The organism is Streptomyces sp. NPDC005566, assembly GCF_040605575.1.
Lineage (GTDB): Bacteria > Actinomycetota > Actinomycetes > Streptomycetales > Streptomycetaceae > Streptomyces.
Genome location: NZ_JBEXDB010000008.1, coordinates 55,068 through 68,801 on the forward strand (window position 1 = coordinate 55,068; position 13,734 = coordinate 68,801).

Consider the following 13,734-nt stretch of genomic DNA (forward strand, 5'->3'; position numbering starts at 1 on the left):
GTCACCCGCTCCGAAGGTCCTTCGAGGCGCGACGGCCGGCTGAACCGTGCGAGCCGACCGCATCTTCGCGTACGGCGCCACCGCCGGTCTGATCGGCGACCTGCTGCTCGGTGACCCCCGGCGGGGCCACCCCGTCGCCGCCTTCGGGCAGGCCGCGGCAGGCGTCGAGAGCCGGCTGTGGCGCGACCACCGCGGCTGGGGCGCCCTGCACGCACTCGTCTGCGCCGGGGGCGCCACGGGCGCCGCCGCGCTGGCCGCCCGTGCCGTACGCGACCGTCCCGCCGCGGCCGTGGCCCTGACCGCCGCCGCCACCTGGTCCGTCGTCGGCGGTACGTCGCTGGGCCGGGAGGCCCGCGCCATCGGCGGTGCGCTCGCCGCCGGTGACGTCGAGGTGGCCCGGGAGCGGCTGCCGCACCTCTGCGGCCGTGACCCCCAGTCCCTCGACGGACCGCAGATCGCCCGCGCGGTGGTGGAGTCCGTCGCCGAGAACACCTCCGACGCCGTCGTCGGCGCTCTGGTGTGGGGCGCCATCGGCGGTGTCCCGGGCCTCGTCGCGTTCCGGGCCGTCAACACACTCGACGCCATGGTCGGCCACAGGTCGCCGCGCCACCGCCGCTACGGCTGGGCCTCGGCCCGTCTCGACGACCTCGCCGGCTGGCCCGGGGCCCGCCTCACCGCGGTGCTCGCCGTGGCCGCCGGTGGCCGTCCGCGCGAGGCGGTACGGGCCTGGCGGGCCGACGCGGGAAAGCACCCGAGCCCCAACGCGGGCCCGGTGGAGGCCTCGTTCGCGGGTGCGCTCGGCGTGCGCCTCGGCGGGACTCTCGCGTACGGCGGCCGGGTCGAGCACCGGCCCGTACTCAACGGGGAGACCGGCCGGGACGTGCGGGTCACTGATATCGAACGCGCGGTGCGGCTGTCGCGCCGGGTGAGTGTGCTGGCCCTCGGCGTGTGTGCGGCCGCGCGGCTGGCCGCAGGACGGAAGGGTCGGGCATGAGCGGCGGACAGGGCGGCGGGCTGCTGGTCGCGGGAACCACCTCGGACGCGGGCAAGAGCGTCGTCACGGCGGGGATCTGCCGGTGGCTGGTGCGCCAGGGGGTGAAGGTCGCACCGTTCAAGGCGCAGAACATGTCGCTGAACTCGTTCGTCACCCACGAGGGTGCGGAGATCGGCCGTGCCCAGGCGATGCAGGCGCAGGCCGCCCGGGTGGAGCCGAGCGTGCTGATGAACCCGGTGCTGCTCAAGCCCGGTGGTGACCGCTCCAGTCAGGTGGTCCTGATGGGGAAGCCGGTCGGCGAGATGAGTGCGCGCGGCTACCACGGCGGGCGCCAGGAATCGCTGCTGGGGACGGTCGTGGACTGTCTGGAGCAGCTCCGGGGCACGTATGACGCCGTGATCTGCGAGGGGGCGGGCAGTCCGGCCGAGATCAATCTGCGGCGCACGGACATCGTGAACATGGGCATCGCGCGGGCGGCTCGCTTCCCGGTGCTGGTCGTCGGGGACATCGACCGGGGCGGGGTGTTCGCTTCGTTCTTCGGTACGACGGCGCTGCTGAGCGCCGAGGACCAGGCGCTGGTCGCCGGGTACCTCGTCAACAAGTTCCGCGGCGATGTGTCGCTGCTGGAGCCCGGCCTGGACATGCTGCACGAGCTCACCGGGCGCCGTACGTACGGGGTGCTGCCGTTCGCCCACGGCCTCGGTATCGACGAGGAGGACGGGCTGCGGGTGTCGATGCGCGGCGCCGTGCGGGAGTCGGTCGTCGCACCGCCGCACGGCCAGGACGTCCTGCGGGTCGCGGTGTGCGCCGTGCCGCTGATGTCGAACTTCACCGATGTGGACGCGCTGGCGGCCGAGCCGGGTGTGGTGGTGCGGTTCGTGGACCGGGCCGAGGAGCTGGCCGACGCGGACCTGGTGATCGTGCCCGGTACGCGCGGCACGGTGAAGGCGCTGGCGTGGCTGCGCGAGCGGGGGCTGGCCGGCGCGTTGCTGCGGCGGGCGGCCGAGGGGTTGCCGGTGCTGGGGATCTGCGGCGGTTTCCAGGTGCTGGGTGAGTCCATCGAGGACGAGGTGGAGTCGCGGGCGGGCCTGGTCGAGGGGCTGGGGCTGCTGCCGGTGCGGATCCGGTTCGGCCGGGAGAAGGTGCTGCGCCGGCCTGTCGGGTCGGCGCTCGGGGAGCCCGTGGAGGGGTACGAGATCCATCACGGGGTCGCCGATGTGCGCGGCGGCGAGCCGTTCCTGGACGGGTGCCGGGTGGGCGCCGTGTGGGGGACGCACTGGCACGGGTCGCTGGAGAGCGACGCGTTCAGGCGGCGGTTCCTGGCGGAGGTGGCCCGGGCCGCCGGGCGGCGGTTCGTGGCGGCTCCGGACACGAGCTTCTCGGAGCTTCGGGAGGAACAGCTGGACCGGCTGGGGGACCTGATCGAGGAGCACGCGGACACGGATGCGTTGTGGCGGCTGATCGAGGAGGGGGCGCCTGCGGGGCTGCCGTTCGTGCCGCCGGGGGCGCCGCGGACATCCCGTAACGCGGCCTCCGCCCCTCGACCGCCGGACGGGCCCGGTTCCCTCCCCCGGAACGCGGAGCGAACGCCTGATGTGGCTGGACCAGTTGTGTACGCGACCGAGGAGGCACCGTGAGTACCCCGTATCCCTTCACCGCCATCGTCGGGCAGGACGATCTGCGGCTCGGTCTGTTGCTGAACGCCGTCAGTCCGGCCGTCGGCGGTGTTCTCGTGCGGGGCGAGAAGGGCACCGCCAAGTCCACCGCCGTGCGGGCGCTCGCCGCGCTCATGCCGGAGGTGTCCGTGGTCTCCGGGTGCCGGTTCTCCTGCGATCCGGTCGCGCCCGACCCGGCGTGTCCCGACGGGCCGCACGAGGCCGGGACCGGCGTGTCGCGTGCCGCGCGGACGGTGGAGCTGCCCGTCGGCGCGTCCGAGGACCGGCTCGTGGGTGCGCTGGACATCGAGCGGGCGCTCTCGGAGGGGGTCAAGGCCTTCGAGCCGGGGCTCCTCGCCGACGCGCACCGCGGGATCCTGTACGTGGACGAGGTCAACCTGCTCCATGACCACCTGGTGGACCTGCTGCTCGACGCGGCGGCCATGGGCGCCTCGTACGTCGAGCGCGAGGGCGTCTCCGTCCGGCATGCGGCGCGGTTCCTGCTGGTCGGGACGATGAACCCCGAAGAGGGCGAGCTGCGCCCGCAGTTGCTCGACCGCTTCGGGCTGACCGTCGAGGTGGCTGCCTCCCGCGACACCGATCAGCGGGTCGAGGTCGTGCGGCGAAGGCTCGCGTACGACGACGATCCGGACGGGTTCGCCGCCCGGTGGGCGCAGGAGGAGGGCGCGTTGCGGGCACGGATCGCCGCCGCGCGTGTCCTGTTGCCCGAAGTGGTGCTCGGGGACGGTGTGTTGCGGCAGATCGCGGCGACGTGCGCGGCCTTCGAGGTGGACGGCATGCGTGCCGACATCGTCATGGCGCGCACCGCCACGGCGCTGGCCGCGTGGGCGGGGCGCGACGAGGTCACCGCCGAGGACGTGCGGCAGGCCGCACTCCTGGCGCTCCCCCACCGGCGGCGGCGGAACCCCTTCGACGCACCCGGCCTGGACGAGGACAAGCTGGACGACACCCTCAGGGACGCGGCGGACGACGCGGACGGGGGCGACGACGATCCGGATCCCGACGGGCCCGGTGGCGGCGGGCTGCCCCCTCAGGGCGGCGGTCCCGACGCGGACGGCGGTCCGGGCACGGAGAGCGGTCCGGGAGCGGAGAGCGGTCCGGGAGCGGAGAGCGGTCCCGGGGAGGGGAGCAGCCCCAAGACCGGCGGTCCCGAGGCGCCCGCGCCCGCCGGCGGCGGGGAGCAGCAGCCGGTACGCGCCTCGGAGCCGTTCCGCACGAAGATGCTCAGCGTGCCCGGTCTCGGCGAGGGCGCGGCGGGTCGGCGGTCCCGGGCGCGTACCGAGCACGGGCGGACGACGGGGGCTCGGCGGCCCCAGGGGGCGCTGACGAAGCTGCACCTCGCGGCGACCATGCAGGCGGCGGCGCCGCACCAGCGGGCGCGCGGGCGGTCCGGCCGGGGGCTCGTCGTACGGCGTGACGATCTGCGGCAGGCGACGCGGGAGGGGCGCGAGGGGAACCTGGTGCTGTTCGTGGTGGACGCCTCGGGGTCGATGGCGGCCCGGCAGCGGATGAGCGCTGTGAAGGGCGCCGTGATGTCGCTGCTGCTGGACGCCTATCAACGGCGGGACAAGGTCGGCCTGGTGACGTTCCGCGGCAAGGACGCCGAGGTCGTACTGCCGCCCACCTCGTCGGTGGACGCGGCGGCGGCGCGGCTGGAGTCGCTGCCGACCGGCGGGCGTACCCCGCTGGCCGCGGGGCTGCTGAGGGCGCACGACGTCCTGCGGGTGGAGCGGATGCGCGACCCGTCCCGGCGGCCGCTGCTCGTCGTGGTGACGGACGGCCGGGCGACCGGTGGTCCGGACCCGGTGGCACTGGCGGCGCGGGCCGGCCGGCTGCATGCCGCCGAGGGCACGGCGTCCGTCGTCGTGGACTGCGAGTCGGGGTTCGTACGCCTCGGGCTCGCCGCACAGCTCGCCCGGGATCTCGGGGGCGGCGCGGTCACGCTCGACGAGCTGCGCGCCGACTCGATCGCCGGGCTCGTCAAGGACGTACAAGCAGCCGGGAGGGCCGCGTAATGCCACAGGGACAGCCTGCATCGGTGCCGGACGACGGGCTGACGACACGTCAGCGGCGCAATCGTCCGCTCCTCTTCGTCCACACGGGCATCGGCAAGGGCAAGTCGACGGCGGCCTTCGGGCTCGCGCTGCGGGCCTGGAACCAGGGCTGGCCGATCGGGGTGTTCCAGTTCGTGAAATCGGCGAAGTGGAAGGTCGGCGAGGAGAACGCGCTGAAGGTGCTGGGGGCGAGCGGCGAAGGCGGCACCGTCGACTGGCACAAGATGGGCGAGGGCTGGTCGTGGGTCCAGCGCGACAATCAGCTGGACAACGAGGAGAAGGCCCGCGAGGGCTGGGAGCAGGTCAAGCGCGACCTGGCGGCTGAGACGTACAAGCTGTACGTGCTGGACGAGTTCGCCTATCCGATGCACTGGGGCTGGATCGACACCGACGAGGTCGTCGAGGTGATGCGCGACCGTCCGGGGACGCAGCATGTCGTGATCACCGGGCGCAACGCTCCCGGGAAGCTGATCGAGGCCGCCGATCTGGTGACCGACATGTCGAAGGTCAAGCACCCGATGGACGCCGGCCAGAAGGGCCAGAGGGGCATCGAGTGGTGAGTGTTCCTCGTCTGGTCATTGCCGCGCCGGCCTCCAACAGCGGCAAGACGACGGTCGCCACGGGCCTGATGGCGGCCTACGCGGGCCGCGGCCTCGCCGTGTCCCCGCACAAGGTGGGCCCGGACTACATCGACCCGGGGTACCACGCGCTGGCCACCGGCCGTCCGGGGCGCAACCTGGATGCGTACATGTGCGGTACGGAGCTGATCGCCCCGCTGTTCGCACACGGTGCCGCCGGTGCCGACCTGGCGGTCGTCGAGGGCGTGATGGGGCTGTACGACGGCGCTTCGGGACAGGGGGAACTCGCCTCCACGGCCCAGGTGTCGAAGCTGCTCCGGGCTCCCGTCGTCCTGGTCGTCGACGCCTCGTCGCAGTCCCGTTCGGTCGCTGCCCTCGTGCACGGTTTCGCCTCCTGGGACCCGGAGGTGCGGATCGGCGGGGTCATCCTCAACAAGGTGGCGTCCGACCGGCACGAGGCCCTCCTGCGGGAGGCGCTCGAGGAGACGGGCCTGCCGGTGCTGGGGGCGCTGCGGCGGGCACCGCAGGTGGTGACGCCTTCACGCCATCTGGGTCTGGTTCCGGTCGCGGAACGGCAGACCGAGGCCGTCGACGCGGTGGGGGCGATGGCGGAGCGGGTACGGGCGGGCTGCGACCTGGACGCCCTGCTGGCGCTCGCCCGTTCGGCGCCCGCGCTGCCCGACGAGGTGTGGGAGCCGGAACGGCACTCCGTCGAGGGGGTGCGGCCGGTGGTGGCCGTGGCGGGCGGGGCCGCGTTCACGTTCGCGTACGCGGAACATGCCGAGCTGCTGGCGGCCGCCGGAGCGGACGTCGTGGTCTTCGACCCGTTGCGCGACGAGAAGCTGCCCGCGGGGACGGCGGGGCTGGTCATCGGTGGCGGCTTCCCCGAGATGTACGCGCCGGAGCTGTCGGCGAACGAGCCGCTGCGCAGGTCGGTGACCGAACTGGCCCTCTCCGGCGCCCCGGTGGCGGCGGAGTGCGCGGGGCTGCTGTATCTGGCGCGTGAGCTGGACGGGCGTCCGATGTGCGGGGTGCTGGACGCCTCGGCCCGGATGTCCGAGCGGCTGACGCTCGGCTACCGGCAGGCGGTCGCGGTGTCCGACAGTGCGCTGGCGGCGGCGGGGACCCGGCTGCGCGGGCACGAGTTCCACCGAACGGTGCTGGAACCGGGCGCCGGTGCCACCCCCGCCTGGGGCATGCACCAGCCGGAACGGCGGGTGGAGGGCTTCGTCCAGCAGGGGGTGCACGCGAGCTATCTGCATACACACTGGGCGGCGTCACCCGGGGTGGCCAGGCGGTTCGTGGAGCACTGCCGGGCATGAGCGGCACGGCGGGGCTGCTCCGCGATGCCGACGACCGGCCGAGCGGCACGGCGAGGCTACTCCGCGATGCCGACGACCAGCCAGATGAAGCCCACTCCCGCGACGGTGCACAGCAGCGTGGAGCGGGCCGGGTGGTCGTGGTGCGCCTCGGGCAGGATCTCGGCGGCTGCGAGGTAGAGGAGTGCCCCGCCGAAGAAACCGAGATAGCAGCCGAGCAGTTCCTCCGGAAGGGTGAACAGCAGGGTGGTGGCCGCGCCCACGATCGGGGCCAGGGCGTCCGCGTACAGCATCAGGAGGGCCTTGCGGCGGGCGTTCCCGTAGAGGCTGGCGATCGTGTAGGTGTTGAATCCGTCGGCGAAGTCATGGGTGATGACGGCGAGGGCGACGGCGGCTCCCATGCCTCCGCCGATCTGGAAGGCGGCCCCGAGCGCGATGCCGTCCATCAGGCTGTGGCCCACCATCGCGGCCGCGGCCGTCATCCCGACCTGCGGCACCCTTTCCTCGCTCGCACCATGTGCGGCCTGGCGTACGGCCAGTGAACGCTCCACGACATGGGCGACGAGGAAGCCGCCCACGAAGAGCAGCAGCGCGGCGGGGACGCCGAAGACCGCTCCGCCCGCGGCCTCCACCGCTTCGGGCAGCAGATCGAGACCGACGACCCCGAGCATCAGTCCGCCGGCGAGGCCGAGCACCAGGTGACGGCGGTCGGTGACGCGTTGAGCGACCCAGCCGCCGGCCAGGGTCATCAGGAACGCGCCGAGCGCGACGAACACCGCCATGGGCCCTTGCTAGCCGATCGACCCCCTGGCCCGCATCCCAGGCAGCCCTAACCCGCCACTCCGAGAAGGACTCCGCCCATGACCCGCACCGAGCTCGTCGTCGGCGTCGGTGCCCGCCCGGGCGTCACGGCCGACGAGGTTCTCCAGCTGATCCTCGAGGCACTGGGAGCGGCCGGTTCGGCGGCCTCCGACGTGGTGGAGGTGGCAACGCTCGACACGCGGGCGGACGAACCGGGGATCACCGGTGCGGCGGCACGGCTCGGGGTGCCGGTGCGCTCGTTTCCCGCCGCGGTTCTGGCCGCCGTCCGCGTACCGAACCCCTCGGGGGCGCCTCGGGACGCCGTGGGCACACCGTCGGTCGCGGAGGCTGCCGCGCTCGTCGGGGCGGATGAACTCCTCGTACCGAAGCGGAAGTCGGCCTCGGCGACCTGCGCGGTGGCGCGCCGTCTGCCTTCTGTCGGCACCCCGGCGTCGACGAATGGCGCTGAGCCGTTCACCATGGCTGCCATGCTGCCCCCCACGAAGCACACGAAGCACATCGACAGCGCCGGGCCTGACTTGAGGCACCACGGTGACGCGGAAGTACGCGGTCTGGATCTGACCGACCTCGCCGTGAACGTACGGACCGGTACGCCTCCGGACTGGCTGCGGGAGCGGATAGCCGCGTCACTGGGCTCGCTGGCCGCCTATCCGGACGGCCGTCCGGCACGCGCGGCGGTGGCCGCACGGCACGGACTGCCCGAGGAGCGTGTCCTGCTGACGGCGGGGGCGGCCGAGGCCTTCGTGCTGATCGCCCGGGCGCTGCCTGCCCGGCGGCCGGTCGTCGTGCATCCTCAGTTCACCGAGCCGGAGGCGGCGCTGCGCGCGGCGGGGCACGAGGTCGGGCGGGTGCTGCTGCGTCCGGAGGACGGCTTCCGGCTGGATCCGTCGGCGGTGCCCGAGGACGCCGATCTGGTGGTGGTGGGCAATCCGACCAATCCGACGTCCGTGCTCCATCCCGCGGGTGTGCTGGAGCAACTGGCGCGGCCCGGTCGCACGCTGGTGGTCGACGAGGCGTTCATGGACGCCGTTCCGGGCGAACGGGAGGCGCTGTGCGGGCGGGAGGACGTTCCCGGGCTCGTCGTGCTGCGGAGCCTGACCAAGACCTGGGGTCTTGCGGGGCTGCGGATCGGCTATGCGGTCGCGGATCCGGCGACACTCGCTCTGCTGCAGGAGGCACAGCCGCTGTGGCCGGTGTCCTCCCCCGCCCTGGCGGCGGCGGAAGCCTGCATGGAGCCGCGTGCGCTGGTGGAGGCGGCCGATGCGGCGGACCGCGTCGTGGTGGACCGGGCGCATCTGCTGGCCGGGCTGGCGGAGTTCAGCGAGGTGCAGGTGGTGGAGCCGGCGGCGGGGCCGTTCGTTCTCCTGCAGGTGGACCGCGCGGACGAGGTGAGGGAGCGGCTGCGTTCACGGGGGTTCGCCGCGCGGCGCGGTGACACGTTCCCCGGGCTGGGCAGCGACTGGCTGCGGCTGGCCGTACGCGACCGTGTGACGACCAACAGGTTCCTCCAGGCGCTCGACCTGGCTCTGCAGGGGCTGCCCCGGAGAGCGGCCGGCTGACGGACCTACGGGGCGGGAAGCGGTGCTCCGTCACACGAACACCGTTTCCCGCCCCCGCGTCCCCCTCGGGTGGGTCAGCTCCGGGCGCGCCTGCGGGCGATGACCGTGGCACCGGCGCCGGCCGCCAGCAGGAGGGCCGAACCGGCTGCGATGTACGGGGTCGTGGAGCTGGATCCGGTCTCGGCGAGGTCGCCGCTGCCGGACGCCTGGACCGGGTCGGAGCCGGTCTGGGGCTTCACGTCGACGGCATCGCCCTTGCCGCCCGTGCTGCCGGTGCTGCCGGTGTCACCGGATCCGCCGGTCGAGCCGCCGCTGCCGGAGGAGCCGGCGGTGGAACCGCCGTCCTGCGAACCACCGCTGCTCGAACCACCGCTGTCCGAACCACCGCTGTCCGAACCACCGTTGCTCGAACCGCCGTTGTCCGACCCGCCGTCACTGGCGCCGCCGTCCCCCGAGCCGCCGTCACCCTTCGGCGTCCTGCACGTGGCCTCGGCCAGGGTGATCTCTCCCTGCACGTCGGCCACGTTGAGCTTGCCCGGGTTCACGGACACCCGCAGCTGAAGCGCTGTCGCGGCGGCTGTACGTGAGGTGGTGCTGGTCCTCGACAGGTCGAGGGTCACCTCGCCGACGCCCGGCACCTCGACCTGCGTCCGACCGCCCGAGGTCAGCCTGATCCGCTTGCCGAGCACCGAGACGTGTCCCAGTACGTTCGACTCCGCGACCGGCTTCTTCCCCACCTCGCAGAGCGCCTTCGAGGTGACCTTCTCGACTTCGATGAGCGAGAGCAGCGGCAGTCCGGGCACGTGCACCCGGGCCTTCACGAGGTTGGTGTAGCCCTCTGCCTTGTGCTTGTCGACGGTTGCGTTCGCGGTGGCCACGTCGGCCTTCAGCACATGGACGGGGCGCCCCCGCTCCGCTCCGTCGAGCTCCACGCTGAGTGCGGTCTTCTCGGCACTCGCGGGTGCCTGCACCTCGTTCAGCGTGGCCTTGAGCGGCACCTCGACCGACTTGTTCAGGAGCGAGACGTCGAGTGCGGCACGGAGGACGACCGCGCTCGCCTTTCCGCGGCCGTCGGCCGGGTGGGCCGGCGCCGTTCCGGTGGCGGCCTGCGCGGGGACGGCGACCAGCAGTGCGACGGGCGCGGCGGCGACGGCCAGGGCAGCCAGGCGGAAGGTGTTGCTGTTCAAAATGGTGGAACCCCCACAAGAGACATGGAGCCCTCCGGCGCCGTCAATGGGGGACATCGCGTGCGCCGAGGGCCTCGACTCCGTGAATCTTTACGCACAGAGGGTGAACACACAGACACCTGGCGTCAGTTCACTCCAAAGGGGGGTTTTCGCCTGCACCTTCGAATATTCCGGCACAGGAGTTCCCCGGAGTCACTCGTTTCGCCCAGCGCGGGCGGCGCGGTCATCGAGCGACCGGGGGACGCAATGAAGTGCTTCAACGAGTGGGCGGCTGCCGGGTCACTGCCGGTCAACCCGGCGCCTCCCCCGCCAGGTCGGCCGACGACCCGCCGGGTCAGCCGACCACCCGCCCGTTGAGCACCACCCGCCGCGGGTCCGCCAGCACGCGCACGTCCGCCCGCGGGTCCTCGTCGTACACCACCAGGTCCGCCGGAGCGCCCTCCTCCAGCACCGGCCGGCCGAGCCACTTCCGGGCGCCCCAGGACGTCGCCGAGAGGGCTTCGAGGGGCGGGATGCCCGCCTTCACCAGTTCGGCGACCTCCGCCGCCACCAGCCCGTGGGCCAGCGAACCGCCCGCGTCCGTGCCGACGAAGACCGGGATGCCCGCGTCGTACGCCGAGCGCACGGTGTCGTAACGGCGCTCGTACAGTTCCCGCATGTGTGCGGACCACTGGGGGAACTTGGCCTCGCCGCCCGCCGCGAGGTCGGGGAACGTGGCGATGTTGACCAGCGTCGGGACGATCGCGACGCCGCGCTCCGCGAAGAGCGGGATGGTGTCCTCGGTCAGCCCCGTCGCGTGCTCGATGCAGTCGATCCCGGCTTCGACCAGGTCACGCAGGGCCGCCTCGGCGAAACAGTGGGCCGTGACCCTGGCCCCCAGGCGGTGCGCCTCGGCGATGGCGGCCTCGACCTCGGCGCGCGGCCAGCAGGCGGTCAGATCGCCGGCGTCGCGGTCGATCCAGTCGCCGACCAGCTTCACCCAGCCGTCCCCGCGCCTCGCCTCCCGCGCGACGTACGCGACCAGGTCGCCGGGCTCGATCTCATGGGCGTAGTTCCTGATGTACCGGCGGGTCCTGGCGATGTGACGGCCCGCCCTGATGATCTTCGGCAGGTCCTCACGGCCGTCGATCCACCGGGTGTCGGAGGGTGATCCGGCGTCCCGGATGAGCAGCGTGCCGGCCTCCCGGTCGCTCAGGGCCTGCTTCTCGCTGGTCGCCGCGTCCACGGGGCCGTGGCGGTCGAGGCCGACATGGCAGTGCGCGTCGACGAGACCGGGCAGGGCCCAGCCGGTGACGGTCACCGCGTCGTCCGCGCCGGGCGGCCGCTCGTAGGTGATCCGCCCGTCGACGGCCCAGAGACCGTCCCTGACGTCGTCGGGGCCGACGAGGACCCGCCCCTTGATCCGCAGCACCGGCGCCACCTCGTGATCACTCATACCAGCACTGTACGAGGCGGTGGACCAGGCTCTTCACGAGGCGCTGGGTACCCTCGACGCAAGCGCTGACCGCAGCTGGACCGATCCGAAGAGAGCACCACCGTGACGCACCCCTTCCTCGACCTTCCCCCTCTCACCGCCGCGCATTTCGCGGCGATCGAGCGTCGGGTGGCCGGCCTCCTCGCCACCGAGCAGGACGTCGTCATCATGCAGGGCGAGGCGCTGCTGCCCCTCGAAGGCTGCATCCGGGGCGGGGCCGGGCACGGTTCGACGGCGCTGAACATCGTCACGGGTCCTTACGGCCAGACCTTCGGGAACTGGCTGCGGGACTGCGGCGCCGATGTCGTCGATCTCGCGGTGCCGTTCCACACGGCGGTCACCGCCGAGCAGGTCGCGCAGGCGCTGGCCGCGCGCCCGGAGATCGATTTCGTGTCGCTGGTGCACGCCGAGGCCGCGACGGGCAACACCAATCCGGTCGCGGAGATCGGCGAGGTGGTCCGGGCCCACGGTGCGCTGTTCATGCTGGACGCCGTCGCGTCGGTGGGGGCGGAGCCGCTGCTGCCGGACGCCTGGGGCGTGGATCTGTGTGTCATCGGCGCGCAGAAGGCGATGGGCGGTCCTGCCGGGGTCTCGGCCGTGTCGGTGAGCGGGCGGGCCTGGGAGCGGATCGCGGCCAACCCGACGGCCCCGAGGCACTCGTACCTCTCCCTCCTGGACTGGAAGGCGCGCTGGATCGACGGTGGGCGCAAGGCACTGCTGCACGCTCCCGCGCAGTTGGAGATGCTGGCGCTGGAGGCTTGTCTGGAGCGGATCGAGGCCGAGGGCCTGGACTCCCTGATGGCCCGGCACGCCTCGGCGGCCGCGGCGACCCGGGCGGGCGCCCTGGCGCTCGGCGGCGGGCTGGAGCCGTACGTCCACGACGCCCGCGACGCGGCACCGGTCGCCACGACGCTGCGTGCCCCCGAGGGCGTCGACGCCTCCGCCCTGGTCGAGCGGGCGCTCGCCGCCGACCCTTCGGTGCCGCTGATCGCGGGCGGCGGCGCGCTGGCCAAGGAGATGATCCGGGTCAACCACTACGGCGTGGACGCGACGCCGGGCGCGGTGCGGTCCTCGCTCGCCGCCCTGGGCGCCGCGCTGGACGGCACCGGACGGACGACCGACCCGGAAGCTGCCCGCAAGGCCGTTTCGGAAACCTGGCCGGGGAATTGAATTCACCCGGATCCACCATCCGGCGCCCGAATCGGTGAATAAGGGGAGCTGCTTTGCACAAAGCAGCTCCCCGCATTCTTCTGCCCGCTTTCCTCGTAGCTAAACGCCCCAGTTCCCACATGATCGGCCCGCGCGGACCGGATGCGTGTCACGAGAGTTACGACCCTGTGACCGACTCCACAGAGAGGCCGTTATGCCGGATAAATTACGGTCAAAGGGTGAGAAAACGCCCCCCGATCCGGGCCGGGTCACGCCCGCGTGATAACACGGCGAGACCTCCTGCCCAACCCCCTGGGTCGATGCAATTTTGATTTTTGCTAGGTAAATTCAATTCGCATGACCGCAGCACCAGCAGATTTTGCACGTGCCCGAAGCGAATTCCTCAGTATCGACACCCCACGAGTGGAGGACGGAGCCGCGATCTGGCGAATTGCCCGCGACTCCGAGGTCCTGGACCTCAACTCCTCGTACAGCTACCTGCTGTGGTGCCGTGACTTCGCGGCGACCTCCGTGGTCGCCCGCGACGAGAACGGCGACCCCGTCGCCTTCGTGACGGGATACATCCGCCCCGACCGCCCCGAGACGCTCGTCGTCTGGCAGGTGGCCGTCGACCGTGCCCACCGCGGCAAGGGACTGGCTGCCACGCTGCTGGACGCCCTGACCACCCGCGTCTCCGCCTCCCAGGGCCTGGCCTGGGTCGAGACGACCGTCACTCCGGACAACACCGCGTCCGACCGCCTGTTCACCTCCTTCGCGCAGCGCCGCGACGTTCCCCTGGAGCACGAGGTGCTCTTCGACGGGGCCCTGTTCCCGGAGGGAACACACCTGCCGGAGGTCCTGTACCGCATCGGCCCGCTCCACGCGTAGGGCCTGACCCGCCCCCGCCCAGGGCGTGCCTCAC

11 protein-coding genes are annotated in these 13,734 nt (G+C 72.7%); 8 read left to right on the forward strand and 3 right to left on the reverse strand.

From position 1 onward, the window contains the following. Positions 1-46: 46 nt before the first annotated feature. The 5 genes from ABZS61_RS14620 to ABZS61_RS14640 are packed head-to-tail and all read left to right on the forward strand — an operon-like array spanning position 47 to position 6,624. Positions 47-994: a cobalamin biosynthesis protein gene (locus ABZS61_RS14620; protein WP_356419592.1), complete on the forward strand. Its 948-nt coding sequence runs from the start codon at positions 47-49 to the stop codon at positions 992-994. Further along, positions 991-2,631: a cobyric acid synthase gene (locus ABZS61_RS14625; protein WP_356419594.1), complete on the forward strand. Its 1,641-nt coding sequence runs from the start codon at positions 991-993 to the stop codon at positions 2,629-2,631. The genes ABZS61_RS14620 and ABZS61_RS14625 overlap by 4 nt, the downstream gene beginning before the upstream one ends. Further along, positions 2,628-4,685 (forward strand): putative cobaltochelatase, encoded by a 2,058-nt coding sequence (locus tag ABZS61_RS14630; protein ID WP_356419597.1) that lies wholly within the window; start codon positions 2,628-2,630, stop codon positions 4,683-4,685. Before ABZS61_RS14625 ends, ABZS61_RS14630 begins: the two co-directional genes overlap by 4 nt. Next, complete coding sequence (cobO, locus tag ABZS61_RS14635) at positions 4,685-5,284, forward strand: cob(I)yrinic acid a,c-diamide adenosyltransferase (protein ID WP_356419600.1); 600 nt, start codon at positions 4,685-4,687, stop codon at positions 5,282-5,284. Before ABZS61_RS14630 ends, cobO begins: the two co-directional genes overlap by 1 nt. Then, positions 5,278-6,624 (forward strand): cobyrinate a,c-diamide synthase, encoded by a 1,347-nt coding sequence (locus ABZS61_RS14640; protein WP_356419603.1) that lies wholly within the window; start codon positions 5,278-5,280, stop codon positions 6,622-6,624. Before cobO ends, ABZS61_RS14640 begins: the two co-directional genes overlap by 7 nt. Before the next feature lie 56 nt (positions 6,625-6,680). Here ABZS61_RS14640 and ABZS61_RS14645 read toward each other — a convergent pair whose 3' ends face one another. Further along, the gene (locus ABZS61_RS14645) at positions 6,681-7,403 is read right to left on the reverse strand and encodes a ZIP family metal transporter (RefSeq protein ID WP_356419606.1); all 723 of its coding nucleotides are present in this window, start codon (positions 7,401-7,403) and stop codon (positions 6,681-6,683) included. 78 nt (positions 7,404-7,481) lie between these two features. Here ABZS61_RS14645 and cobC point away from each other — a divergent pair, with 78 nt between their 5' ends. Continuing rightward, on the forward strand, positions 7,482-9,002 hold the full coding sequence (cobC, locus tag ABZS61_RS14650) for an Rv2231c family pyridoxal phosphate-dependent protein CobC (protein WP_356419609.1): 1,521 nt from the start codon (positions 7,482-7,484) through the stop codon (positions 9,000-9,002). A 74-nt stretch (positions 9,003-9,076) separates the two neighbouring features. On the opposite strand, the gene ABZS61_RS14655 is transcribed toward cobC, so the two are convergent. Continuing rightward, positions 9,077-10,189, reverse strand: a complete 1,113-nt coding sequence (locus ABZS61_RS14655) for an SCO1860 family LAETG-anchored protein (RefSeq protein ID WP_356419611.1) — start codon at positions 10,187-10,189, stop codon at positions 9,077-9,079. A gap of 334 nt (positions 10,190-10,523) precedes the next feature. Then, the gene (locus ABZS61_RS14660; RefSeq protein WP_356419614.1) at positions 10,524-11,624 is read right to left on the reverse strand and encodes an amidohydrolase family protein; all 1,101 of its coding nucleotides are present in this window, start codon (positions 11,622-11,624) and stop codon (positions 10,524-10,526) included. A gap of 102 nt (positions 11,625-11,726) precedes the next feature. On the opposite strand from ABZS61_RS14660, the gene ABZS61_RS14665 reads away from it, so the two are divergent. Both ABZS61_RS14665 and ectA read left to right on the forward strand, forming a co-directional pair. Next, positions 11,727-12,833 (forward strand): aminotransferase class V-fold PLP-dependent enzyme, encoded by a 1,107-nt coding sequence (locus ABZS61_RS14665; RefSeq protein ID WP_356419617.1) that lies wholly within the window; start codon positions 11,727-11,729, stop codon positions 12,831-12,833. A 336-nt stretch (positions 12,834-13,169) separates the two neighbouring features. Further along, on the forward strand, positions 13,170-13,700 hold the full coding sequence (gene ectA / locus ABZS61_RS14670; protein WP_356419619.1) for a diaminobutyrate acetyltransferase: 531 nt from the start codon (positions 13,170-13,172) through the stop codon (positions 13,698-13,700). Positions 13,701-13,734: the final 34 nt, after the last annotated feature.

Bases quoted from the DNA above. Each gene is read 5' to 3' on its own strand.
- ABZS61_RS14625 (WP_356419594.1), top strand. From the start codon at position 991: ATGAGCGGCGGACAGGGCGGCGGGCTGCTGGTCGCGGGAACCACCTCG.
- cobO (WP_356419600.1), top strand. From the start codon at position 4,685: ATGCCACAGGGACAGCCTGCATCGGTGCCGGACGACGGGCTGACGACA.
- ABZS61_RS14645 (WP_356419606.1), bottom strand. From the start codon at position 7,403: ATGGCGGTGTTCGTCGCGCTCGGCGCGTTCCTGATGACCCTGGCCGGC.
- cobC (WP_356419609.1), top strand. From the start codon at position 7,482: ATGACCCGCACCGAGCTCGTCGTCGGCGTCGGTGCCCGCCCGGGCGTC.
- ABZS61_RS14660 (WP_356419614.1), bottom strand. From the start codon at position 11,624: ATGAGTGATCACGAGGTGGCGCCGGTGCTGCGGATCAAGGGGCGGGTC.
- ectA (WP_356419619.1), top strand. From the start codon at position 13,170: ATGACCGCAGCACCAGCAGATTTTGCACGTGCCCGAAGCGAATTCCTC.